The organism is Natrinema hispanicum, from assembly GCF_004217335.1.
GTDB classification, from domain to species: domain Archaea; phylum Halobacteriota; class Halobacteria; order Halobacteriales; family Natrialbaceae; genus Natrinema; species Natrinema hispanicum.
On record NZ_SHMP01000007.1, the window covers coordinates 13,878 to 36,199 of the forward strand.

A 22,322-nucleotide genomic window follows, 5' to 3' on the forward strand; every position below is an offset into this window, starting at 1 on the left:
AGTACTGATGTGGGCCGCAAATAATAGTTTTGACCCACTCGTCAGATAGTATCGCTTCGTACGGGTGTCGATGTAGACGTCTACATGGATGAAAACCGGTGACCTCTCTTGAGAGCGTTGTGTTCCAAACCCTTTTGACTAATCGGTTAGTAAGTACATGTGCTTCCCGACATGGACGATGATACAGCTACTGAAATTCTCGAGGCGACGTCTCGGGCACTCTGCAAGCACGGATACGCCGATCTCACTCTCACAGATATCGCTGACGAGGCAGACCGGAGTAAAGCAGCCATCCACTACTACTACGACAGCAAAGAGAACCTCTTCCTCGAGTTTCTCGACTTTCTGTACGAACGATACACTGCGCAGCTTCCCGCAGTCGACGGTGGCACGCCGCGTGACCAACTCTATACGCTCCTCGAAACGGCTCTCACTGACGAAGAAGCTGCGCCTGCCCAAGAGTACCAAACCGCGCTACTCGAAGTGACAGCGCAAGCGCCGTACAACGACGCGATCCAGACGCGACTCGTCAGCTTCGATGATCTGCTCTTCGAACGGGCGCGGGAGATCATCACGGCTGGTGTTGAGATAGGCGAGTTCAATGAAACGGTTGAGCCAGCCGTCGCTGCCGAGTTCCTTATGACGGCTATCACGGGAGCACATACGCGGCGTGTAGCTATCGATCAACCATCCGAGCGATCCTATGAGGCGATCACACAGTACGCTGAGAGACACTTTCTCGCAGACGAGCTATCGGAGGCGACCCATTAATGGGAGTTCGAAGTCGCATTCGATCTTTGTTCAAGGGACCTGAGGAGTTCGATCTCACCGCGGGTAGCATCGGCAAGCCCCTCTTTTTCTTGTCGATGCCGATCGTCGTGACGAACCTCTTCCAGACCGCGTACAACCTCGCGGACACATTCTGGCTCGGCCAGTACAGCACGGATGCCCTGGCAGCGATCAGCTTCGCGTTCCCGATGGTCTTCCTGCTCATCTCACTCGGGATGGGAATCTCCGTCGCCGGCAGCGTCCTCGTCGCACAGTTTACCGGTGCAGACGAAGAACGCGAAGCTGAGTACGCCGCCTCGCAGACGGTGACGTTCGCCGCTATCGCCGCAGTCATCCTCGGCGGCGTCGGCTATGTCGGCGTCGACACCTTCCTCGGCCTGCTGGGCGCCTCGCAGGATGTGCTGCCGCTGGCGACCAACTACATGGAAGTCATCTCGCTCGGCCTGTTGTTTATGTTCGGATTCGCTGTATTCATCGCACTCATGCGGGGATACGGCGACACGATTACACCGATGCTCGTCATGTTCGGATCGGTAGTGCTCAACATTATCATCGATCCGTTCTTGATCTTTGGATGGACAATTGTCGAGAACGCCCCGCTCGTCGGCACGCTCTCCTTTCCAGAACTCGGCATTCAGGGCGCGGCTATCGCCACCGTGTTCTCGCGTGCACTCGCACTGGTCGTTGGTCTAGCAATCATGTTCCGCGGGGACCGCGGTGTCCAAATTAACCTCCATGATATGGTCCCTGATCTCTCGTATCTCCGCCGCCTCGTTCGCATCGGCTTGCCGGCATCCATCGAAGGGACTGGACGAGCGGTCTCGATGAACCTGCTGTTGGTCATCGTTGCGATGTTCCCGGATACAGTCGTGGCTGCGTACGGCATCGGGACGCGTGTCTTCTCGGTTGCCTTTCTCCCTGCTCTCGCCGTCGCCCGTGGCGTGGAAACGATGACCGGTCAGAATATAGGGGCTGATAAACCAGACCGAGCAGAACAAGCGGCAGGGCTGGCCGCGAAAGTACTCTTTGGGGTCCTTACGGTCGCAGGAATCGCCGCCTTCCTGTTCCCAGAACCTATCGTCTCGGCGTTCGTCGGTGCTGACCAAGCGAACGCCGCTCAGGTGGTCGATATCGGTGCAGAGTTCATCCGATACGTCGCGCTGACGTTCGGGTTCATGGGCATTATGCGGGCGTACACGGGTAGTTTCCGTGGTGCCGGAAAGACGCTCACTGCAGCGGCGATCTCGGTGCTGACGCTTGGTGTTGTTCGCTTTCCGATCGCGTGGCTCACTGCGGGCCCGCTCGGTGAAAGTGGTATCTGGCTGTCGTTCGCCATCTCGAACATTGCAGGAGCAACCATCGCCTACGCATGGTATCGACGTGGCACGTGGCGCGAAAGTAATCTAACCGAATCCAGAGTCGATATTGATGAAACAAGTGTCGAGGTGGCAGGCAATGACTGATCCAGTGCCACTCTCCTCGTCACAAATCGACCGTCAGTTAGAGTCAGTGCTCAGTGACACAGAAGAAGCCGGACTCCCACTTGTTCGTGAAGTTCTACAGGAACCCCGCGACAGATGGTACGGCCAATTGGTGGGACACGCATACGCCTCGCTGACGACACTCAAGATCCTGAAATCGTGTTACCAGCTGCAACAGGAGTCGAATTACTCCGCGGATACGTCCGCCTTCGGAATCGATTGTAAATATAGTTACAATTGATGATACAGTGTATTTAGAACGTTTGTCGTTCCAAACTCTCACAACTCTCCAATTGTTCCGAACATAAATGTACTATAGCGAACTGTTCGAGACGGTTGTCGCTACCGCAGAGAAATTCACCGGGGACTCAGATCAGTGACGCTTACCCCTGTTGCACAGGTTCGGGCGTGAGAAAAGCGGGACAGCTCGGCTTCGGACGGCCGGTCAGAGTGACTCAACGGGGCCAAAATGGGGTCCCGATCTCGAGCGGAGATCGTGACTACTACTCCTCGTACGCGAGGTTCATGATCCACTGCGAGAAGGCGTCGCTGTTGGGATCGACCTCTTCCTCGCCGACAAATGGCGAGAGCATATCTCCGGCCATTAGCAGTCTGAGATCGTCCACTGTCGAAGACGGGGTGATTCACACCCCAGTCACTCCGATACAATGGGTGTATTTATGGGATACCGATGACATTATTCGGGTGTGGATATCCAAAAATCACCGTCCATACGTCTCGTCCAGTGACTGTGGAGGTGCTCAGGTCCCGCCCAAACAGCCGATCCAACATCCGCCCTCGAGGCGTGAGACATCCGACGCAAACACTACCGATCGATGCCCTCCCGACTCCCACGACGCCAGTTCCTGTCGCACTCCGCGGCCGCCAGTGCCGGAACCGCTGTTGCGGCCAGCGGTTTCGTCGACAGTGTGGCAGCGACGACTCAGGAGACCAGTTTGGAAACGTTCGTCGATGATGCGGCCGACCGCGCGTTGACGGAGTACGACGCCGGCGGCCTGACGATCGCTGTCGTCGACGGTGACGACGTTCTCACGAGCGGCTACGGCCACGCGTTTCGGAGCGAAGACGTTCCGGTTCATGCGAACGAGACGCTTTTTCGCGTTGGTTCCGTGTCGAAGGTCGTCACGTGGACGGCCGCGATGCAAATCGTCGACCGTGATCGCGTCGAGCCGGACGCGCCCGTCGACGATCACCTCGAAGCCGTGGACCTCCCGGAGACGTTCGACGACCCCATCGCGCTCGAACACCTTGCCACTCACACGTCGGGGCTCGAGGTCCGAGGGCGTGGCGACTCGGTTCGAAACCCCGAGTACGTCCGCCCGCTGGCCGAGTCGGTGTCTACAGATGTGCCAACGCGTGTCCGCCCACCGGGTGAACTCCCCCAGTACACCAACTACGCCGCCGCGTTGACCGGTCAGTTGGTCGCAGATATCACGGGACAGCGATTCGGGTCATTTGTTGCAGAGAACGTTTTCGAGCCGCTGGGTATGTCGAACAGTACGTTCCAACCAGCCCCTCCAGAACTCGTTCCGGCTGAGGGGACTGCTGTTGAAGACGTCGTGAACTTTTATTCCGACGTTGCACCGGCGTCCGGTCTCCACACGACGGGCGCGGACATGGCACGACTGCTCCAGGTGCACCTGAATGGCGGCGTCGTCGACGGCGAGCGAATTCTCTCCGAGCGCGCGGTCGACGAGATGCATCGACAGTGGTACACGCCACACGAGCGGATGGATGGGATGGCGTTCGGACTCTTCGAGGAGTCTCGTGGCGACGCCCGACTGGTTCGTCACGGCGGTGGCGTCCCGCAGTTCGCCTGCGAGTTCGCACTGCTTCCCGAAGACAGTGTCGGCCTATTTGTCGTTGCCCACGGCGACGAGGCGTCTGACGCCAAGCAGGAGGTCGTGGACGCGCTACTCGAACGATTCGCTCCCGTCGATTCGAGCGGGGCACGACGCACACCCGACGGCACGCCCCAGCGCGCGGACGAACTCGGCGGCCGGTATCGGTCGGTGAACACGACCGACAATGCCACCGCCGAGAAGCCCATCTATGGTCTCTTCACGGGCCAGCCGATCGACGTCCGAGTCGCTGCCGACGGCCGGCTGATAACCGAGCAGGGAGAGAGCACAGACGAGTGGGTTGAAGTCGAACCGCTCGTCTTCGAGCACGTTGAGAAGGACGCGATGCTGCTGTTCCACGAGGAGAACGGCGAGGTGACGCACTTGCTGGACGGACTCGGTGCCTACGAGCGGATCGGCTACCTCGAGCAGTTATCAGTACAGGGGTGGCTAGCGGTCATCGCTGCGGTGACCGCGCTCACTGGGCTCCTGGGCTGGCCGGCGGCCGCCGGGTGGCGTCGGTATCGCGGCGGCGAGTCGCCGCCACCGTCTGCAACGCGCGCTCGGTGGGTCGCTGGCGTGGGCGTCGCCGGGCTTCCACTGTTCGTCCTCGTTCTCGGCGGCGTCGCAATTGCCATGGCGTCGATGGACGGGCCGACGCTGTTCAACCGCCCGCCCACGTGGTTTGAGGTCGTATTCGTCGTGCCGACGCTGGGAGCCCTCGCTACCGTCGGTGCAGTCGGATACGCCGGCCGAGCGTGGCTTCGTCACGACTGGACGCTCGCTACACGGGTCCACTACTCGGCGGTCGTTGTCGGAGCGATCGTCCTCTACTGGCTCCTGCAGTACTGGAACCTGCTATGGATCCGGACGGGCTAACGTCGTCCGCCGCTCGCTCAACACGCGTTCTCATGTCCGGGGCGATTCATACTATAGTGGCAACTGAAACTATTCATAACTGATTGCATAGCCCTCGTAGCATGTCATAGAACCAGTCACACGCCTATTGACTCGTAGGGAATGGTAAGTACAGGGCAAGCCCCATATCGCTTAGTGTAAATCCACTATCTTTTTACATAACCAATATTACATCATAGTATGGAGAATGACAACCAGGACACAGATGACATTCGTAAGGTGAGTACGGATGTGTTGAAAGAGTGTTTCAGGATAGCTATAACTGTTTTATTTTATATCGTTCTCTCTGTTCTCGGACTTCTGGTAGCCGCGTCGTCTTTCAATAGGACGAACATTCTATTGGTTATCTTAGGATTCTCGCTCGGCAGCAGCATAATTGTTCTTAGCGTCCGCGAAATTTATCGTGTATATCAATTCGATGAGCGTTAAGTTCGCACGTGTAGTAACCAGTAGTTTCGCTATTATAGGTATATAAAGAAGAAGAGTTCAACAGGGCTACAATTTGTAATCGGTCGGGTACCTATTTACCACTCGAGATTAATTCCTGAGACGACATGCATTATCTTGGTTCCCCTCTAGTCCGTCCGGTTCTCAATTATTCGAGGTGAAACCTGTCATGGTGTTGCTCCCAACTCGTGCCGGCCTTTTTGTCCGGACAGTCATCGCCGTTGTTAGCTGTCTGTTCCTCTCGAGTGGTGTCGTCGTCGCTGTCCTTTTGTTGATTGGCGTCCCGATCTACGCTGGGGCTCACTACGGTGTTGAGGTGGTTTCCTCACTAGCGATCCTCTCTGGTTCTGATTTCCGTCTCGCCGCCGAGCCGCTCGCTGTAGCGTTCGTGGTTGCGGTCGCGATGCCTTGTTTGGCGGCCGTCGAATTGTCGCTGCGGACCGTCCGTACCGCTCGCGAGCGCTCCGCACCGGCTGGTGCACTTGCCCAGGGAATTGTCGAACTCGCCTCGTACGTGCTGTTACTTTCGTCGTTACTGATTGTACTAAGTACTCTGCCGTTCCTTCGTTCAGTACTGCCTGTTCCGCTGTTCGGGCTCTTGGTCCTGCTTGGCTTCTTTTACTTGCTGATGGCTGGGTACCTCTGGGCTGCCCACGAATGGATCCGTTCGAAAGACGAGGTGAACGATGAGCGCACGACCGGCGGTAATTGGCTCGTCATCGGGATTTTTATCGTCGGCTACCTCAGTATGGCCTATTGGGTTGGGTTCGCACTGCTCGTTGTCGCTGCACTTGTTTGGCTTGTTTTCGGATCGATTATCGTTCCCAATCATGTCGATGGGGTGCGAAACGCCATCGAGCGCCGCGCCGCCGAAATCACCGAGGAGGAACCTGTCGACCCAGCAGCCGCCTACGGCATCACAGACGAGGTCAAATGGGTGCGTACCAGACTTGAGCAAACTACAGATCTGCGACCGACCATTCTAGTGACCGTCACAGGAATCGTTATAGTCGGAGCTAGTTACTGGGCAGCAACTCTCGTATCAGTCGAAACTGTTGTCGTCTCAGTGGCCGCCGTGAGTGCTGTCGCGTTCGTTGGTATCCAGGTCGGCGCTACAATCCGCACAGAGTTTACAGGCAACAACGCTGTTCTTCGAGATCTCGAGGACCGATTCGATCTCGAGGCGCTCACGGTCACGGACATCGAGTCGGTCGATCAGATTGCTGGTACAGCGGGATCTACCTCTGACTCTGACCGGAAAGTCGATGTGAATGCATCCCTCGAGTCGATTGTCACTCGACTCGCTGGTCAGGTCGACCTGCCGCCGCCCGAGATTCGAGTACTCGAGCACGGAACACCCGTCGCGCTGACAGTGGGCTATCGTCCCGCTGTCTCGACGCTTGTTCTCTCTAGGGGGTTGATCGAGACGCTTGAGTACCACGAACTCGAGGCTGCTATCGCTCACGAACTCGCCCACGCTGCCAACCGAGACGCCGCGGTGCTCACTGCGCTATCGGCACCCAGTGCTGTTGCACGGCTCGCTCGTAGTCGATACGGCTACAACCCTGTCGTCGAACCACTAGCAATGTTGGTTGGAACCATCAGCCGGTGGTACGTCGCTCTCGTCTCCCGTGGCCGAGAGTACGCTGCCGACGACGGCGCGGTCGCGATTACTGGCGACCCAACTGCACTCGCAAGCGCGCTTGAGTCGCTTGACGCTGACCTCGAGCGTCGCCCATCGACGGATCTCCGCGAGCGGGATACGGCTACTGCGTTCGCTATTGTCCCGCCACCGTGGGAGAAACATCCATTCTTCGATCGGACGCGACGATTTATTGCGCGTCGGGTCTTCGGTACGCATCCGCCAACCGAGAAGCGCATCGACCGGCTTCGCGCTCGAGTGTGACCAGCACTTGATAGAGATGCGAGCGCATACCCCCGTCTTCCCGTGAGTGACGAGTGTTCCGACACCCTGTTGGAACCGAAGAGCGAACAGGCGGGGGTTGAACGGGCAGCATAGTGTGACAGTCCACTGTTCTGTTGCAGTGCCGGATTTCCCACGGTTTCACTGTCACTTGACGAACAAACACGGCCTGGTTGGACGGTTGTGAGAGAGGGGTTAGGCAGGAGAGACGGGAAGCGTTCGCTGGTATCCGTAGAGACCGTCAGATGACGAACTGTTCGATAAGGACCCAAAGCGTTACTGCCAGCACGAAGACCGTCACACCAAGAAACGGAAGGTCATCGTCTCGTCGTACGAACGCACCGCCTTCGTGGCGGAACCAGTCGCGGACGATGAACCAGAGAAGCATCACCCCACTCAAAAGAAATATCCAGGCGTCCTCGAACCCTTCCTGCACGATATCCAACGTTGCCAGCGCCGTAATTACTAGCGCGATCCCCACCCAGATGACGAATAGTATCGTGGGGCGATTGAAACCCGCTGTTGGCTGCTCGCCGGTATGGGTCGCGTCTGTCACTGCACACTCATTTTCACAACCCATCTCCTTAAATATTAAAGGTGGTGTATACTCTGTTCGATATCCAACCGGTTCTGGGGTGTCGCCCCTTTTGAACAGAATCTCCACGAACTCAGTGAATGCCCCTGCTATTCTCCATCACCGTTGCTGGAACGGTTAATCGACGATGCTCAGAAGATACACCAGTAACTGCCGATACTCCAAGGAGGTTCGCTACCGCTACACGACCGAGGTCTGAGGCTTAATTAAAGACAAATAAGAAGTGAGATATGAAGATTCTCTGCATCCTATGGGGATATAATGCTATTCAGATACCGAAATGTAACTCACGCTCAACGACTGTGTATCCTTGCGCTGTGAGTGCATCATCGCGGTACTGTTCTGCGAAGTACTGCTGTGGGATACGCCGTAATCCGAAGCGCCGATCCGATGTATACTCGACATCGACGATTGTCTCACCGTTTGGGCGACTAAGCGTTGCTGTGTACGTCGCCCATGGCTGATTGTTCGCCATGATCTCCAACTCGGCTCGGTGAATTCCACTTGGTGTATCTTCCGTCTGTGTCTGGACAGTCACCACAGCAGATCGGAGGCCGAACAGGTACGAGGTGCGATATCGTATCGTGTCACCGTCGGTTAACACTTCGTCTGCAATTCCCCACTGGAACGCGAGCACCGGCGGTGTCGGGCTAGTAAACGCCTCGGCGACGGTCTCGAGATCAGCATCAGCTCGGAGTTGAACTGTCCCACGAGACTGCAGAATCGGAGCGCGGGCAACGACGAGTAACCCAGCTGCGACGATGACCGCTGGCAGCAGTGATGTTATCAAGTATGTTCCAAGGAACAGCGACACTGCGATCACGACAACAAGAGCACTCAGAGGGCGTTCACGGTCGAGGTATCGGTTTGCAACCGTGACTGCTTCCTGTGAGCGTTCAATGTCGTTTGTGGTGGAAATATAGAATTATCCACATGAGCGAGATTACCGACACAGTCAGTGAGAGTCTGTCCGTCAGTGGCGTCGCGACCGAACAGCACGACGAGACGACGTCGATGTACGTCGACGACATGGACGGATTGACACCGCCTTGACAACAAAGGCAGATCTCGAGCAGTTGAGCGTGGTCGGGCCCGAGACGACCGTCTACCAGTCCGGCGAGTGGGAAGACGACTTCCCACGACCCGATACTGACGCGATGAGTGAGTTTCTCGAGACTCAAGAAGGACGAGAGGTCGGAAGACGATACCACCGAGGACGATACATCCGATGGTGCTCCCGGCTTCGGGATCGGGGCTGGACTCGCGTCGATTGCGGGACTACTGACGGCGCTCGTGCACCGACGGCGAGCATAGGCCGATCTCATCGATCGCACGAACGGTAGTACCGCTCGAGAACGTGTTAACACACATACTATTTTAATTTCGGGTGAGAATTCCCTCTTGATGCCCTCCAGTATCAACGAAGTCGTGTTTAGTAAGCCGTCTGGCCGCCCTACGGCGTTAGTTCAGTTCGCTGGATCGCTGATCTTCCTGGGGCTTTACGTATACTCTTGGATTAAGGGCAACGCTGATTCAAGCAACTGGTTGCTTATTATGGTGGTCGGGTCGACGTTGGCTGGTATTGCCGAGTCCCTTCCAGAGAACCGGCGACAGACAGCCGGCGAATTACGTCTAGCAGCAATCCTCGTATTACTGTATCTCATTGCTGCTGTTATCTTCACTCCTGAGGCCATCATTGGATGACCGTCAAGACTTTCGCTTATCTCGATAGATCGTCTTCTCTGAGCGCGTCTCTTACCGAATGTTGGTACTTCCCTGCGTGAGATATGCTGAGGCGAATAAATTGAGGATCTGTTCGTCCTCGTAGACTCTGTTGTCGCTCTAATTGGAGGCGACTCTCCGAACCCATGCCGTTGGGCGAATTTGACGAACTGTTACGCACTCGCGAACGTGCGCGCAAAACACAAGTATAAGCGCGCTCGTGTGACTCTAGTGGTTGTAGAATTTGAGATCCCGAAGTTGTGGCACACAACCTCGGAGGATGATTCTGATGCGTGACTTATTTGCAGCATCGGTAAGGAAGAATCAGCTACTCAGTAGCGCCTGCGATTTGACCACCAAAACAGGTATAGTTGCTTGGTTGAACTATTTATGTATGCAACGTCCAACTCTCTATCATCTCTCAATGGGGACAGCAGGTCTATCTCTTGGATTAGTTGGGGCCAGAACGATTCTTATTGAAGGAACCACCCTCGGTGCGGGGTTAGTGGTTCTCGGTGGCGGTGGTATACTTCTTTCAAGTCTATTCGCTCTGTCAGGGCAAGGTTCGTCTGAGTTTGAACCGGGAAATTTCGTTTGGATTGCAGTCGTTGCAGCAATTTTCAGTGTCCTTGGAATGATACTCACATTCTTCCAGTAGACTTCTAATTGAAGTATACCTTCCCCATCCCGTGCCGTAGACAATCTGTACTTATCGAATTAGGATGCCCGCATAGTAGGTGTGAGGGCCGTTCTATGACACCCCAGCTAGCCGTCTCAATGCATACGGTTCTCGAACCGGTTCGTGGCCAATAGTGATTTCTTCTTCGGTGTTTTCGTAGCTTTCACTCCTAACACTCTTTACAGCGGATGACGTACCCCATTCAACGATGTCCATCGATCGAGACACCTTCGAGAACACGAGCGAAGATGAGCTCGAAGAACTCTCCGTGCCTGATCAAGTCCTCGGATTTCTCGCTACCAACCAAGACCGGGCGTTCAAGGCCCGCGAAATCGCCTCCCAGATCGGCGTCGACGAGGGCGCAGTCAGCACCGCGCTCTCACGGTTGAAGGACCGTGGTCTGGTCGAACACAAGGCGACGTACTGGGCGGTGACTGACGACGCTGAGCGCCTCGACGGATACAGCGGGTACGAACGAGCAACGGCTCTGTTCAACGACCAACTCGGTACAGAGGACAAGGAAGCGTGGCGCGAGCACGCACCGCAGGAACCCCACCCGAGCGTCGAGGACGAACAGTGACCGACGAAGAGACACCGATTTTCGAGCGGGGCGACGTCGTCTACGGTGATGATCCATTCAAAGGCGAGGAAGACGCTCGGCCCTGGCTGATCCTCTCGAACCACGAAGGCCGTCCGTTCCACGGCGACCAGTATATCGCGCTAACGTTGACGTCGAAATCCTGGATGGACGGCCTCATCGACATCCCTGAAGAGCGTTGGCTTCGTGGTGGGATGCCGGATGAAAGTCGGATCGTTCCGTGGGGCGTCCAATCGATAGATCACGAGGACATCGACTTCTGGCAGGGCCGCCTTGACAGTGATCTTGTTGACGAGGCGGTGACTGCGCTCGTCGAAGAGCTACAATAGCTTCTCCGATGGTTTGTTCGAGTCGCGACTTGGTGAAACAGCTGTAGGTAAGTCTACTTATGGACCAGAATTGAACGGGACCTCGCCTTCTCGATAATAGACGAACTAATACACAATAGGCCAACAGATAATGAGCGCCGCGATACTCAACGGGGTCGTTGAGAAATATCGTAACGGGTATCAGCTGTATGGTGGTTTGTAGAATTTGAGATCCCGAAGTTGTGACGCTCCAGCCGACCAGAAGTTGAGACCGTCCCTCTCAATGCATACAGCATTCTGGCGCAGTTCATAAATAGTATGAAGGCGTAGTATGGAATAGAACGATGCCACGAATAACCGGGTCGTATCCGGACGACCTCGACCTCCTCATTGAGGGTGCTGTCGAGGCTGGTGTATTTGGTGGCAAGAGCGATGCGCTGCGAGAGTTCGTGCGTGAATATTTCGAGGACCATGAAAACGAGCGTATTGCAGCTGCGGTCGCTCTCTACGAACGAGAGCGGATCACGCTCGGTGATGCTGCGAGACTCGCTGATGTCGACCGCTGGACAATGCGTGATATCCTCCGCGAGCACGGCGTCGCACTCCGGCTTGGGCCAGCTGATGAGGAAGATGCGGCCTATGAGGTAGAGGCAGCGAGCGAACTCGAATTCGGTGGTGAGGACTCGGACGACGAGGAGTCACGTGCGAATGACAGGTGACGATATCAATGTCCCGTATCGTACGATCTCGGAATATCGATGACGGGATTGCTCGGAGTTTGAAACGCCTGATGCCCGCTGGGAAGGCTGACTATCTTTCATCTACCATTTCGATCCATGAGTAATCGTGATCGATCTATGACTGGAGTTGCGTGACAGTCGAGGCGATTTCGCTTTTGGTCGGTTCGCCGGTAAACTCGACAACTCTATCGCCTACTCCGAAGGCGTATTTCTGGTAGGAGACGTCGACGTGAATCCAGCATTCGATGTCAGCGTCTGTCGAGTCATACTCGCCCTCACTTGCGTTCTCTCCTTGCTTCAGCACATCAAGTAGGTACTCTTCGATACGCGACGCGTTCGAGATTCGCAAGAGATGATCGGCAGCAATGTTGTCCAGCACCTCTGCTGGGGTTCCATATCCCTCGCCTACGAGATAGAACTCGCCATAGTACTCGTGTGACTCAATCTGAATACAGAGTGTATATGTTTCAGCCATATCTATAGTTGACAGAGGCCGTCTATCAGAATGCCTATTCATAAATCACTACCCAATAGTATCTGTACCGATGGCTCCGTTAGCAAGGTTTAGTCCAGATGCTGTACAACTACGTCATATGTCTTTTACTATCAGTTGGCACACGCTCTCTGATGAAATCGCAGACTTAGAACAGCGTATCGATGATCTCACCAGTTTCCACACAGGAACAGAGTTCCAAGGATGACTGCCTACCGCTTTCGCATCAAATTCGATCCGGATCCGACATCGCTGTGGCGGGATATCGTCGTCGGCGCAGACAGAACGATCACCGAGTTGCAGTCGGCGATCAACCCCGCAGTCGGACTTGATCAGGGCCATCTCTGGTTCGTTGGAGAGGATGAGGACTACTGGGACAGTGCTGTCAAATACCAGTGTCCGCAGGAATACGAGGAGTCACTCAGTGGCGACCCACTGTTGCGTACCGAGCGGATCGAGAACGCTGGAGACGTGACGATCGGCGAGATGACCCGCCAACTCGGGCTTGAACAGTACGATCGCATCTGCTATCTGTATGACTACGGCGATGAATGGCGGTTCTACGCCATTTTGAAAGAGGTCCTCAGCGACGAGCCGAGTGACAAAGAGCCGGCCATCGTGAAAGAGAAAGGCGATCCGATCAATGACCAGTACAATCCACCGGAAACCGGTGAGAGCGATCCTCCCCTTCCTGAACCACTCTATTCAGTTCTCCCCGAAACCGCTGTCCCTGTTGCGGATCTTCGTGAGCTGGAAGAGCGCGATCGTGTCGTCCACGTTATTCCACTACTCAGTCTCGAAACTGGGTTTGGGGCAGTCTGCGAGCGGTTCGCAATTCAGTTTGAGGACACAGGGTACGTCATCGAAAATTTTCAGCCGGGATGGCAGATCGTTGAGGAAGTTGATGGAGTAGACAAGACTGAGGAAGAACTTCTAGCAGCCCTTGCGGATGCAGTGCGTGAGTGGCACGCTGAAATCACGGAGATCTCTGGTGCAGTGACGGGACAGCATTTCGACGAGGAGACTGTCGAAGCGATGCATGTCGAACTGGAAGCAGAACTCGAACGCAAGGGGTATGGACATCTTTAAAACTCATTTCGTGTGAGAATTAGGTACGGAATCTGATTCTCCTCAGAGCTCGTACTCGCTCGCTCGTGCGCGCGAAACACGAAGTACTCGTGTGACTCTAGTGGTTTGTAGAATTTGAGATCTCGAAGTGGTGGAAGATGGCGGCCAGCACCAGCGTTGAGATGACGACCGCCGACGGGAGTTGCTCCTCCTCGAAGCGAAACAGCAGGTCTGCCGTACCCGCAACGGCGCGTTCGGTAGGTAATCCTTTCCCTGTGGATCGGGTTCGCGGCTGCTGCCCGAGCGAGGCGAGACGGGCATCGAAGCGGCGACCGGAACCGACGGTCGACGGTCACTCCACCCGTCTCACGGTGACGTTGACGGCGTCGACGACCGTACGGTTCTCGCGATGTTCCACTCTGATCTGCTGTTCCACGACGGTTTCGTCCCTGCCCGGTATGTCGAGGGTCACTCCCGTGGAGTCTGCATGTTGGTCGAAGCTGTAGTACGTTAATGGCTCGAACGTACCGTTCTCTCGGACGTACACGCCCAGTGAGTACGAGCTGATGTTGACGCGATCGGCTGTGTGGTGAACCGTCAGGCGAGCTCCCGTGATCGGAGTAACTTCGTTGATGGAAACGTTGTCGATGACCTCACCGGTCGTCGGGTCGCCGATAGTCGTCGTATAGTCTCCACTCCCGACGCACCCGGCGAACAGCAACGCGGTGCTCACGATGACGACCAGGAGAACGGGTCGCCACGACGAGTCGGATGACCGACGCCCCACGTTCAGTCACCCCCGTCGGTGGGTTGGTTCTGTTCAGTGTTCACGCTGAATCACCGCTTCTACGGAGTTCGGAGACGACAGAGCAGCCGACGCCGAGACCCGAAGACGCGATGCCGACCGGTGTGAGCCAGACGCCCACGCCGAAGGCGTACTCGGTCGCGGACGAACCGACCGAAACCGGTTCGCCGACGACGGCGCTCGCCAGCGACGGGAGCATCGACCCGACGAGCAGAATCGTTGCGATGGCACCGGTCGCCGCACCCAGACCCAGCAGTCGGACTGACCATTGCCCAGGTTCCCGATTCCGTGTGAAGACGTAGAGGGCGCCCGCCTCGGCCATCGCGATCACACCGACGAGCACGTAGATGAACGCGAACACGATACCCAGACCGGCCGCGAATCCATCACCGCCGGACGACGACAGCACCAGTCCGAAGACGAGTAGACCCGCTAAAATTCCAATAGCCCCGAGGCTGCCAGTTCCTATAGCAAGGGTCTGTTTCCTCATACAGTGTCAAAAAATAATGGAACCATCTATAAATTAACTTTTAAGTTAACACACAAAACGGGCGAAGCTGACGATTCAGCAGCTGAAAGTCTCGCTCTTAGTCGACACGAGAGCAAACGCGATCCTCGATCTCCACATCACAACGGCCCAAAACACGATACGCAGATCGCACCGTCACTCATCAACCGCAACGCAGCTAAAGAAGGGATTTCAACAGCGCCGACGACTCTGCTTCTACGTCAGCGTACTCGCGCGCGTGCGCGTAAGAACACAAGTAGCACGCTCGCGTGATTCTAGTGGTTTAGTGGAATTTAAGATCCCGAGATTGTGGTCGCCGCCGAAAAAATCTATACAGCTGTATTTGGTTTATGAAATGTGATTTTGCACGCTCGAGTACCGGAGACTACCGAAACCAACCGCGAGAGCCGTTTTCACTTTCACTTGGTTAAATACCAGTTTAACCAAGGGACTTTACGAGGGTCGACACTGTACCCCACATACGAATGTCTGGATCAACGGATCAACGGGATACACGCGGGGGCACAACCGTCCACGAGGCCATCGAGAGCTACCTGCGCTATAAGATCAACGCCGACGGTTCGAAGACGACCATGCGCTCACCACTGCGTGAGTTCGCTGACCACTGTCGAGACGAGCGTGACCTCGAGTTCGTCGACGACCTCACACCCCACGATGTCCGCAGTTACAGCGAGCACCTCTACGACCGCGTCGTAATCGACGAGAACCTGGCGGCTTCAACGGCTCACAACTACTTCGCCTACGTCCGAGCTTTTCTCTCCTGGTCGGTGCGAGAACAACACCTCGAGTCGAACCCGGCAAATACGAACACCGCGATGGACCCGCTGCCAGAGGACGACGGGAAACGTAAGCGCCAGTACTGGAGCGCCGAGGACCGCGAGACGTTGCTCGAGTATGCCACCAAGCGCGTAGACATGGCCCTGGAAGAAACCATCAGGACCGATGTAGAGGTGGCCTTCCGTGACCGGGCGATCGTCGTCATGCTCGATGGCACGGGGGCGCGTGGTGCTGAGTTGTTCGCCGATCCAAAAGACGACAAGCGCAACGGCCTCCAGTGGAAGGATGTCGATTTCGACGAACGGCTGATCGAAGTCTACGGCAAGTCCCGTGAGTACGAACAGGCTCCGTTTCCTGCGAGTGTCCACGACGTCCTCAAGCGATGGTACCGGGTGCAAGAGCCGATGACCGAAGCGTGGCCCGTCTTCCCGACCGGTCACTACGGCTCGAAAAAGCGCACACTCGAGGATGCACTCGGCGAGAAAAAAGTCTCTCGGGCGCTCGAGGGAAGGGGTGACGCCGGGAAGACCGAGGTGCTTGACTGTCTACACCGCGAGCACGAGGTTCCGCCGCCGTCGATCTCGAAAGAGGGCGTTCGCCGACTGCTGAAACGGCTCACCGACGAAGCCGGGATCGATCCGGACGGCGAGTACGACTATCTGACGCTGCATGGCGCTCGGCGGGCACTCGGGCGTGACCTCTATACCAGCGGGATGTCCGAAAAGGCTCAGGAAGCGTTACGACACAACTCAATCGAGACTACCCATGAGGCATATGCTGACGTCAAGATGAAGGATGTCTCCGATAGCATCGACGACGTACGTGGGTGGGAACAAACTTGAGCTATCCCCTACTCTTCGATTCTGGAATGCTCCGTGGTGTTTGTGGACGAACTACTCAAACGGTCAGCCAAAACAGCCCTCGTACTGCTGATGTTTGCTGGCTTATCAGATGCGAGCATAGACAACTTTAGACGATTTTACAACGCGACCAAAATATTGGTCACCTCGACTGTTCGCTTCTCAGTCGAGATAGACCCTGTGGAACTCCCCAGTGACAGCGTCAACAATGTACGTCAATCGCTGCGCCGCAGTGGTTGCACACGTCACGACGTGAAATGGACGATAGACACGACGATCTGCCACGACGGTCAGGTCCGGCGGCGAGCCCACGCGGAGTTCTTTCCGGGCCAGATCCACCAGATAGCGGCGTGCCGTCCGCTCTGGGTCAGTGAGATCGTCGGCTGGTGGGACAAGCGTATCTTCATCAACGACAGTTTCGGTGGTCTTAGGCGCCTCTTCGATGAACATCTCCTTATCGTTACAGAGATCGACCCCACAGTAGACGCGGTCACCAAACTCGTCAAGGAGCGCCTCCGCGTGGAGGTCGAATCCGAACACGCGATAAGGGTAATACACCAGCCTGTCGGCCGTCGCGTCGGCCATCTCCGTGTCTGTATCGACCAAGATCTTCTCCGCAGCTGCCGACGAGACGTCTGTCTCGAATATCGTGATCGTCGTATGCGGGGAGGTAGTGGCCATGGTTAATCGTCCGCCGGCTGTGCATTGACTTCCGGGTTCCCAGTGGCCGTCGGCGATGCGCCATCGTCGACGGCAAGGTAAGTGCCAATCGCGCGTGCCTCCGGTGCGAGCGATCGAGCTGACTGCTGGACGGTACCTCGGGGTGCTGTGTCAGCTCGCCGGGCACGCCGGACAATCGAGATAGCCTGACCAGTCGGCGGTTCCGTGATCAGGGTCACCACCACCATTAGCAGAGTTGACGCAATGAGCCCCGCAAAGAACGGATGAACCGCGGATACGTTCTGAAGGTCTTGCACTGTCCAGATTATGTTGGTCCCGGCCCCTCCGATCATTGCCGCGAGCGCGCCCTGCCAGTTGGCGCGATCCCAGTAGACACCAGCAACATTCGGGACTAGAAACGCCGTCCCGAGGCCGCCGAACGCGAACACAACTAGATCGAATATCCCTGGTGGTTGTACGGCGGCGACGACTACTCCGACAACACCGATCGTGAGTACGAGTAGCCGCGACCAGACAAACATCTGGTTGTCGGAGAGATCGTCGGCAGCGAACCGCTGGATGACATCACGAGCGAGAATCGATCCTGCCATAATAAGCAGCGAGTCAGCGGTGCTCATGACAGCTGCCATCAGCGCGGCAAGGATGACGGCCGCCAGAATGCCAGGTAGCAGCGACGTGGCGAGGCGTGGTATTGCCATCTCAGGATCCGAAAGATTGGGCAGAACAACGATCGCCACCAGACCGAGAATGTAGGGTTGATAGACAAAGAACGTGTTATAGAACACGTTCCAGATCGCTGCACCCTTCGCTGTGTCTGGATCTTTCATGCTCAGGTGTCGGACGACCGAGTGGGGCAGGCCCATGTATCCAATGGAGTAAATCAGGACTGCGCCTGCGACTACGCCCCACTCGCCAGCGTGGACGAGCCCCTTTCCCCAGATCGAGAGGTACGTGGGGTCTTTTGCGGCAAGCTCGTTGATGAGCGCACCAGGCCCACCGACTTCCAGTATTCCGGCGATCAGGATTATATTAATTCCGATAGCCATTACGATTGCCTGAAATGCGTCGGTCCAGGCGACCGCAAGATAGCCGCCAACGAACGTATACAAGACGATGATCCCAGCACCGATGGTGAGGCCGTAGAGAAATGGAAGACCACTGACCGATTCGATCGCCTTACCAGCTGCGATGAACTGTGCGAATACGTAGGCGGCGAGGAAGACAATCGCGATTGTAGCGCCAGCGATGCGGACGCTCACGTGCATATATCGATCTTCCAGCCATTCAATCGGTGTGAGCGAGCCGAGCGCTTCAGTGACTCGGCGCAAGTTCCGGCCGAGGACGGCGAGGTTCACGAGTCCGCCGCCAAAGTCACCTGCTGCGTACCAGAGCGCCCAGAGGCCCTGGTTAAATGCGAGGGCAGGTCCCCCCATGAACATAAAACCACTCATCGATGTGGCTTGCAGCGTGAGCGCAGTGACACCACTGCCGATCGTCCGGCCGCCAAGCAGATAGTCACTCAGATCATCGAGTTTCGTGCTAGCGACATAGCCGAAGCCGAGGAGACACAGCAGGTACCCAATGAATGGGAGGACGAGTGTCCAGTTCGTCATGCCATCTCCCCCTCCTGCGTCCGTTCGGCAGCGCGCTCGTCATTCTTTCGCATTCGATATAGAGTAATGAGAGCAACTACCCACCAGAATGGAATCCATCCAAAGATGATGAGCGCGGTGGTGAGATCGAGTCCGGCGTTCATCAGCGACCACCTCTTTCGACTAATTTCCCACTACTATTGGTTTTCTCCACACACTGTTCGCCAATTTTGGGATTAGATTGCATATTGTACTCTACCATGCTCATCTATACCACAGTGGATAAATCTTATGAATACAAATTCACACTTCCAGGGGCGGTCCAGGAGTGGGGCTGCATGGCAACCGAGATTCATAGTGATCAGCGGAGATATTCGGAGGTTCTCACGAGGAAAACAGTGTACTGGGGAAACCGCACGACGAGAGAAGCTATGAACTAGTCTACTGATCCCTATCAGGCGTCTGGCCAGCGCTCGATATAGACCGTTTTGTCCGTGTAGAAGTGGATCATGTCCTCTCCCTGAGCGTGTAGATCACCAAAGAACGAGTCTTTCCGGCCGCCGAAGTGGAAGAAGGCCATCGGGGCGGCCGTTCCCGCATTCACTCCCAGATTGCCAACGTCGGCTTCGAGGCGAACCTTACGTGCGTCGGCTCCACTTCCAGTGAACAGACTCGCAGCGTTCCCGAAGTCACTGCGGTTGAGTACGTCGATCGCCTCGTCAATGTCGGCGACAGACATAAGTCCGAGCACCGGGCCGAATATCTCTTCACGGGCGATCGTCATATCAGGGTCGATATCACTGCACACGGTTGGACCGAGGAAGTTGCCGCCTTCATATCCCTCGACCGTAATATCGCGCCCGTCGAGCAGCAGATCAGCACCCTCGTCGATCCCAGTTGCAATCATCTCGCGCACACGATCCTCATGCTCGGGCGTGATGAGCGCGCCGATATCCGCCCCATCATCGAGCCCGTATCCAACTGTTTGGTCGTCGGCCACCGTGACAACGCGGTCGACGAACTCGTCGTAGACACTCTCCTCGACAACCACGACATCGTTAGCGAGACACCGCTCCCCACCACAAGCGTACGCCGACGCCACTGTCTTCTCTGCAGCGAAGTCTAGGTCGGCCGTCTCAGTGACTATGATATGGTTCTTTGCTCCGCCCTGCGCTTGGACACGCTTGCCGTTCGCGGCTGCACGCTCATAGATCGTCTTCGCGACCGGCGTCGACCCGACAAACGACGCTCCCTCAATTCCATCGTGGTCAAGCAACGCGTTCACCGTGTCGACACCGCCGTTGACGAGTTGGACGATGCCGTCCGGGAAACCTGCCTCATCGATCAGTTCAAATAGGCGCTGTGCGACGACTGGATCCTGTTCACTAGGTTTGAGAATGAACGCGTTTCCGGTCGCGACGGCGTACGGCAGGAACCAAAGTGGGATCATTCCCGGGAAATTGAACGCCGTAATTGCAGTGAACACTCCCAGCGGTTTGCGGACCGCTGTCTCGTCGATCTCGGGGGCGGCGTTCGGCAAATGGCCCGCCTGCATCATTGACGGGATCCCGCAGGCGACTTCGACGTTCTCGATACCGCGGCGAAGTTCGCCGTTCGCCTCAGCGAGCGTCTTCCCGTGTTCCTGGACGAGCACCTCTGCAAGTTCGTCCTGGTGCTCCTCGAGCAATCGCTTGAGTTCGAAGAGCGGCTGAATTCGATCTTCGACGGGAGTTGTGCTCCAGTCCTCGAACGCCATCTGCCCGGCGCGCACGGCGTCGTCGACATCGGTCTCCGAACTGAAGCCGACATAGGAGACCGCCTCACCTGTTGCAGGGTTGATAACGTCCTGACCATCATCTGATGGCACACGCCAGTTCCCGTCGATATAGTTCTGTACGTCATCCCACGGTGGGGTGGTATCTAGTGACATTCGACATCTGAAACTCACCCCGACTGGCAATAAATCTTTCCTACAATATCCTCATCTCACGCCGAACTCAAGATACTGTTTGGCTAAAATAGCTATTGATAAAAATCTGTTCTAGAGAAATCCGATATAGCCAAAGATTAATCAATGATAAGGGAATATGTGACATACACAGATGGCAGAACAGGAGCCTGCAATTGACGCCGAGCTGAACGAGATCGAACGAACCGACAAGGAGTACGTCTTCGGAACGTGGTCGTACCAGAAGGAAGTCGAGCCGACGCAAGTCGTTGACGCGGATGGCGTCTCGTTTACCACGGCTGACGGAGACGAGTACATCGACTTCTCGAGCCAGCTGATGTGCTCGAACCTTGGCCACTCCGCCGATAGGGTCGCCGACGCAATTGATGAGCAAGTCCGCGAGGCGGCGTACGTCTCTCCCAGTTACACGACGGAAAACCGTGCAAAGCTGGGAAAGAAACTTGCTGAGGTCACCCCTGGTGATCTCTCAAAGACGTTCTTCTCGACTAGTGGAACAGAAGCCGTTGAGGCTGCGATCAAGATTGCACGGTTCTACACAGGTAAGCAAAAAATCATTTCACGGTACCGCTCGTACCACGGCGCCACCTACGGCTCGATTAGCGTGACCGGCGACCCCCGCCGGCTCAAATCCGAGCCTGGCATTCCCGGGACGATCAAGGCGCCCGACCCGTACGCCTACGGATCAACCCTCGATCCGATGGAGAGCGTCGAATACATCGACGAGATGCTCGAGCTTGAGGGAGATACGGTTGCAGCAATTCTAGTCGAACCAATCGTCGGCTCGAACGGCATCCTGGTGCCACCCGAAGAGTACCTCCCGCGGCTCAAGGAGATTGCCCACGACCACGGTGCACTGCTCATCTGCGACGAGGTGATGGCCGGCTTTGGTCGGACCGGCGAGTGGTTCGGCTGTGACGTCTTCGATGTTGCTCCTGATATCATGACGATGGCAAAGGGGCTAACCGGCGCGTACATGCCTCTTGGCGCAACAATTGTCTCCTCCGAGATTGCCGATCACTTCGCGGAGAACATGCTCTGTCACGGCCACACCTATGCGGGCCACCCCGCCGCCGTCGCCGCGGGACTTGCGACACTCGAGACCTACCAAGAAGAGAACCTCATTGAGCGCGCGAGTGAGATTGGCGAGTATCTCGGCAATCGTATCGACGACCTTGCCGAGAAGCATCCGAGTGTCGGCGATACTCGTGGGGTCGGACTGTTCCGTGGGATTGAACTAACGAAGCACCCCGATAAACGCGTCCCGTTCGGTAAGCGCGAGGACAAGATCAGCACCGGGAATACCGTCGTTGACGAGGTATCTGCGACTGCTGCCGAGCACGGCACCTACGTTGCGAACATGATTAACACGTTGATTATCGCACCGCCGTTGACAATCTCTGAAGCCGAAATCGACGAGGCGATCGCTGCGATCGACGCGGGCCTCAACGTAGCGGATGCAGCGATGGATCACTGACCACTGCACGA

The 22,322-nt window shown here is 56.3% G+C and carries 21 protein-coding genes and 2 pseudogenes; 13 read left to right on the top strand and 10 right to left on the bottom strand.

Annotated features, from left to right (window positions below):
• Positions 1-171: 171 nt before the first annotated feature.
• Together BDK88_RS16540 and BDK88_RS16545 are read left to right on the top strand one after the other, a co-directional pair.
• Positions 172-771 (top strand): TetR/AcrR family transcriptional regulator, encoded by a 600-nt coding sequence (locus BDK88_RS16540; RefSeq protein WP_130501399.1) that lies wholly within the window; start codon positions 172-174, stop codon positions 769-771.
• Complete coding sequence (locus BDK88_RS16545; RefSeq protein WP_092935452.1) at positions 771-2,252, top strand: MATE family efflux transporter; 1,482 nt, start codon at positions 771-773, stop codon at positions 2,250-2,252. Before BDK88_RS16540 ends, BDK88_RS16545 begins: the two co-directional genes overlap by 1 nt.
• A 521-nt stretch (positions 2,253-2,773) precedes the next feature.
• Here the strand turns inward: BDK88_RS16545 and BDK88_RS16550 are convergent.
• Positions 2,774-2,890: pseudogene (locus BDK88_RS16550) on the bottom strand (helix-turn-helix transcriptional regulator); the annotation flags it as partial.
• Positions 2,891-3,199: 309 nt separating this feature from the next.
• Here BDK88_RS16550 and BDK88_RS16555 point away from each other — a divergent pair.
• Both BDK88_RS16555 and BDK88_RS16560 read left to right on the top strand, forming a co-directional pair.
• Entirely contained in the window at positions 3,200-5,011 is a 1,812-nt protein-coding gene (locus BDK88_RS16555; RefSeq protein ID WP_207225307.1) for a serine hydrolase domain-containing protein, read from the top strand.
• Positions 5,012-5,666: 655 nt separating this feature from the next.
• Complete coding sequence (locus tag BDK88_RS16560) at positions 5,667-7,403, top strand: M48 family metallopeptidase (RefSeq protein WP_130501400.1); 1,737 nt, start codon at positions 5,667-5,669, stop codon at positions 7,401-7,403.
• Between the two features lie 259 nt (positions 7,404-7,662).
• Here the strand turns inward: BDK88_RS16560 and BDK88_RS16565 are convergent, their stop codons facing one another.
• Complete coding sequence (locus tag BDK88_RS16565) at positions 7,663-8,085, bottom strand: hypothetical protein (protein ID WP_165396980.1); 423 nt, start codon at positions 8,083-8,085, stop codon at positions 7,663-7,665.
• Positions 8,086-8,284: 199 nt separating this feature from the next.
• Positions 8,285-8,839 (bottom strand): hypothetical protein, encoded by a 555-nt coding sequence (locus BDK88_RS16570; protein WP_242611687.1) that lies wholly within the window; start codon positions 8,837-8,839, stop codon positions 8,285-8,287.
• A 581-nt stretch (positions 8,840-9,420) separates the two neighbouring features.
• On the opposite strand from BDK88_RS16570, the gene BDK88_RS16575 reads away from it, so the two are divergent.
• The 5 genes from BDK88_RS16575 (at position 9,421) to BDK88_RS16595 (ending at position 12,042) form a co-directional block, all read left to right on the top strand.
• Positions 9,421-9,720, top strand: coding sequence for a hypothetical protein (locus BDK88_RS16575; protein ID WP_130501403.1), 300 nt, complete (start codon positions 9,421-9,423; stop codon positions 9,718-9,720).
• A 412-nt stretch (positions 9,721-10,132) separates the two neighbouring features.
• Positions 10,133-10,396: a hypothetical protein gene (locus BDK88_RS16580; protein ID WP_130501404.1), complete on the top strand. Its 264-nt coding sequence runs from the start codon at positions 10,133-10,135 to the stop codon at positions 10,394-10,396.
• Between the two features lie 229 nt (positions 10,397-10,625).
• Positions 10,626-10,997 (top strand): MarR family transcriptional regulator, encoded by a 372-nt coding sequence (locus tag BDK88_RS16585; RefSeq protein WP_130501405.1) that lies wholly within the window; start codon positions 10,626-10,628, stop codon positions 10,995-10,997.
• Positions 10,994-11,344 (top strand): type II toxin-antitoxin system PemK/MazF family toxin, encoded by a 351-nt coding sequence (locus BDK88_RS16590; RefSeq protein ID WP_130501406.1) that lies wholly within the window; start codon positions 10,994-10,996, stop codon positions 11,342-11,344. The genes BDK88_RS16585 and BDK88_RS16590 overlap by 4 nt, the downstream gene beginning before the upstream one ends.
• Before the next feature lie 323 nt (positions 11,345-11,667).
• Complete coding sequence (locus BDK88_RS16595; protein WP_130501407.1) at positions 11,668-12,042, top strand: UPF0175 family protein; 375 nt, start codon at positions 11,668-11,670, stop codon at positions 12,040-12,042.
• Between the two features lie 136 nt (positions 12,043-12,178).
• Here the strand turns inward: BDK88_RS16595 and BDK88_RS16600 are convergent, their stop codons facing one another.
• Entirely contained in the window at positions 12,179-12,538 is a 360-nt protein-coding gene (locus tag BDK88_RS16600) for a hypothetical protein (RefSeq protein ID WP_130501408.1), read from the bottom strand.
• 222 nt (positions 12,539-12,760) lie between these two features.
• On the opposite strand from BDK88_RS16600, the gene BDK88_RS16605 reads away from it, so the two are divergent.
• A complete protein-coding gene (locus tag BDK88_RS16605; protein WP_130501409.1) occupies positions 12,761-13,645 on the top strand; it encodes an IS1096 element passenger TnpR family protein in 885 nt (294 codons plus the stop codon).
• A 331-nt stretch (positions 13,646-13,976) separates the two neighbouring features.
• On the opposite strand, the gene BDK88_RS16610 is transcribed toward BDK88_RS16605, so the two are convergent.
• Together BDK88_RS16610 and BDK88_RS16615 are read right to left on the bottom strand one after the other, a co-directional pair.
• On the bottom strand, positions 13,977-14,357 hold the full coding sequence (locus BDK88_RS16610) for a hypothetical protein (RefSeq protein WP_165396982.1): 381 nt from the start codon (positions 14,355-14,357) through the stop codon (positions 13,977-13,979).
• 94 nt (positions 14,358-14,451) lie between these two features.
• Positions 14,452-14,919 (bottom strand): hypothetical protein, encoded by a 468-nt coding sequence (locus tag BDK88_RS16615; protein ID WP_130501411.1) that lies wholly within the window; start codon positions 14,917-14,919, stop codon positions 14,452-14,454.
• A gap of 49 nt (positions 14,920-14,968) precedes the next feature.
• On the opposite strand from BDK88_RS16615, the pseudogene BDK88_RS16620 reads away from it, so the two are divergent.
• Positions 14,969-15,111 (top strand): annotated as a pseudogene (locus BDK88_RS16620) (IS5/IS1182 family transposase); the annotation flags it as partial.
• 311 nt (positions 15,112-15,422) lie between these two features.
• Positions 15,423-16,577, top strand: a complete 1,155-nt coding sequence (locus tag BDK88_RS16625; protein WP_130501412.1) for a tyrosine-type recombinase/integrase — start codon at positions 15,423-15,425, stop codon at positions 16,575-16,577.
• Between the two features lie 180 nt (positions 16,578-16,757).
• On the opposite strand, the gene BDK88_RS16630 is transcribed toward BDK88_RS16625, so the two are convergent.
• The 4 genes from BDK88_RS16630 to BDK88_RS16640 form a co-directional block, all read right to left on the bottom strand.
• Positions 16,758-17,276, bottom strand: coding sequence for a hypothetical protein (locus tag BDK88_RS16630; RefSeq protein ID WP_130501413.1), 519 nt, complete (start codon positions 17,274-17,276; stop codon positions 16,758-16,760).
• Positions 17,277-17,278: 2 nt separating this feature from the next.
• The gene (locus BDK88_RS16635; protein WP_130501414.1) at positions 17,279-18,889 is read right to left on the bottom strand and encodes a sodium/proline symporter; all 1,611 of its coding nucleotides are present in this window, start codon (positions 18,887-18,889) and stop codon (positions 17,279-17,281) included.
• Positions 18,886-19,032: a hypothetical protein gene (locus BDK88_RS21305; protein ID WP_165396983.1), complete on the bottom strand. Its 147-nt coding sequence runs from the start codon at positions 19,030-19,032 to the stop codon at positions 18,886-18,888. The genes BDK88_RS16635 and BDK88_RS21305 overlap by 4 nt, the downstream gene beginning before the upstream one ends.
• Before the next feature lie 290 nt (positions 19,033-19,322).
• The gene (locus BDK88_RS16640) at positions 19,323-20,798 is read right to left on the bottom strand and encodes a CoA-acylating methylmalonate-semialdehyde dehydrogenase (protein ID WP_130501415.1); all 1,476 of its coding nucleotides are present in this window, start codon (positions 20,796-20,798) and stop codon (positions 19,323-19,325) included.
• Positions 20,799-20,970: 172 nt separating this feature from the next.
• On the opposite strand from BDK88_RS16640, the gene BDK88_RS16645 reads away from it, so the two are divergent.
• Positions 20,971-22,311 carry an aminotransferase family protein gene (locus tag BDK88_RS16645; protein WP_130501416.1) on the top strand — a complete coding sequence of 447 codons (1,341 nt, stop codon included), beginning with the start codon at positions 20,971-20,973 and terminating at the stop codon, positions 22,309-22,311.
• Positions 22,312-22,322: the final 11 nt, after the last annotated feature.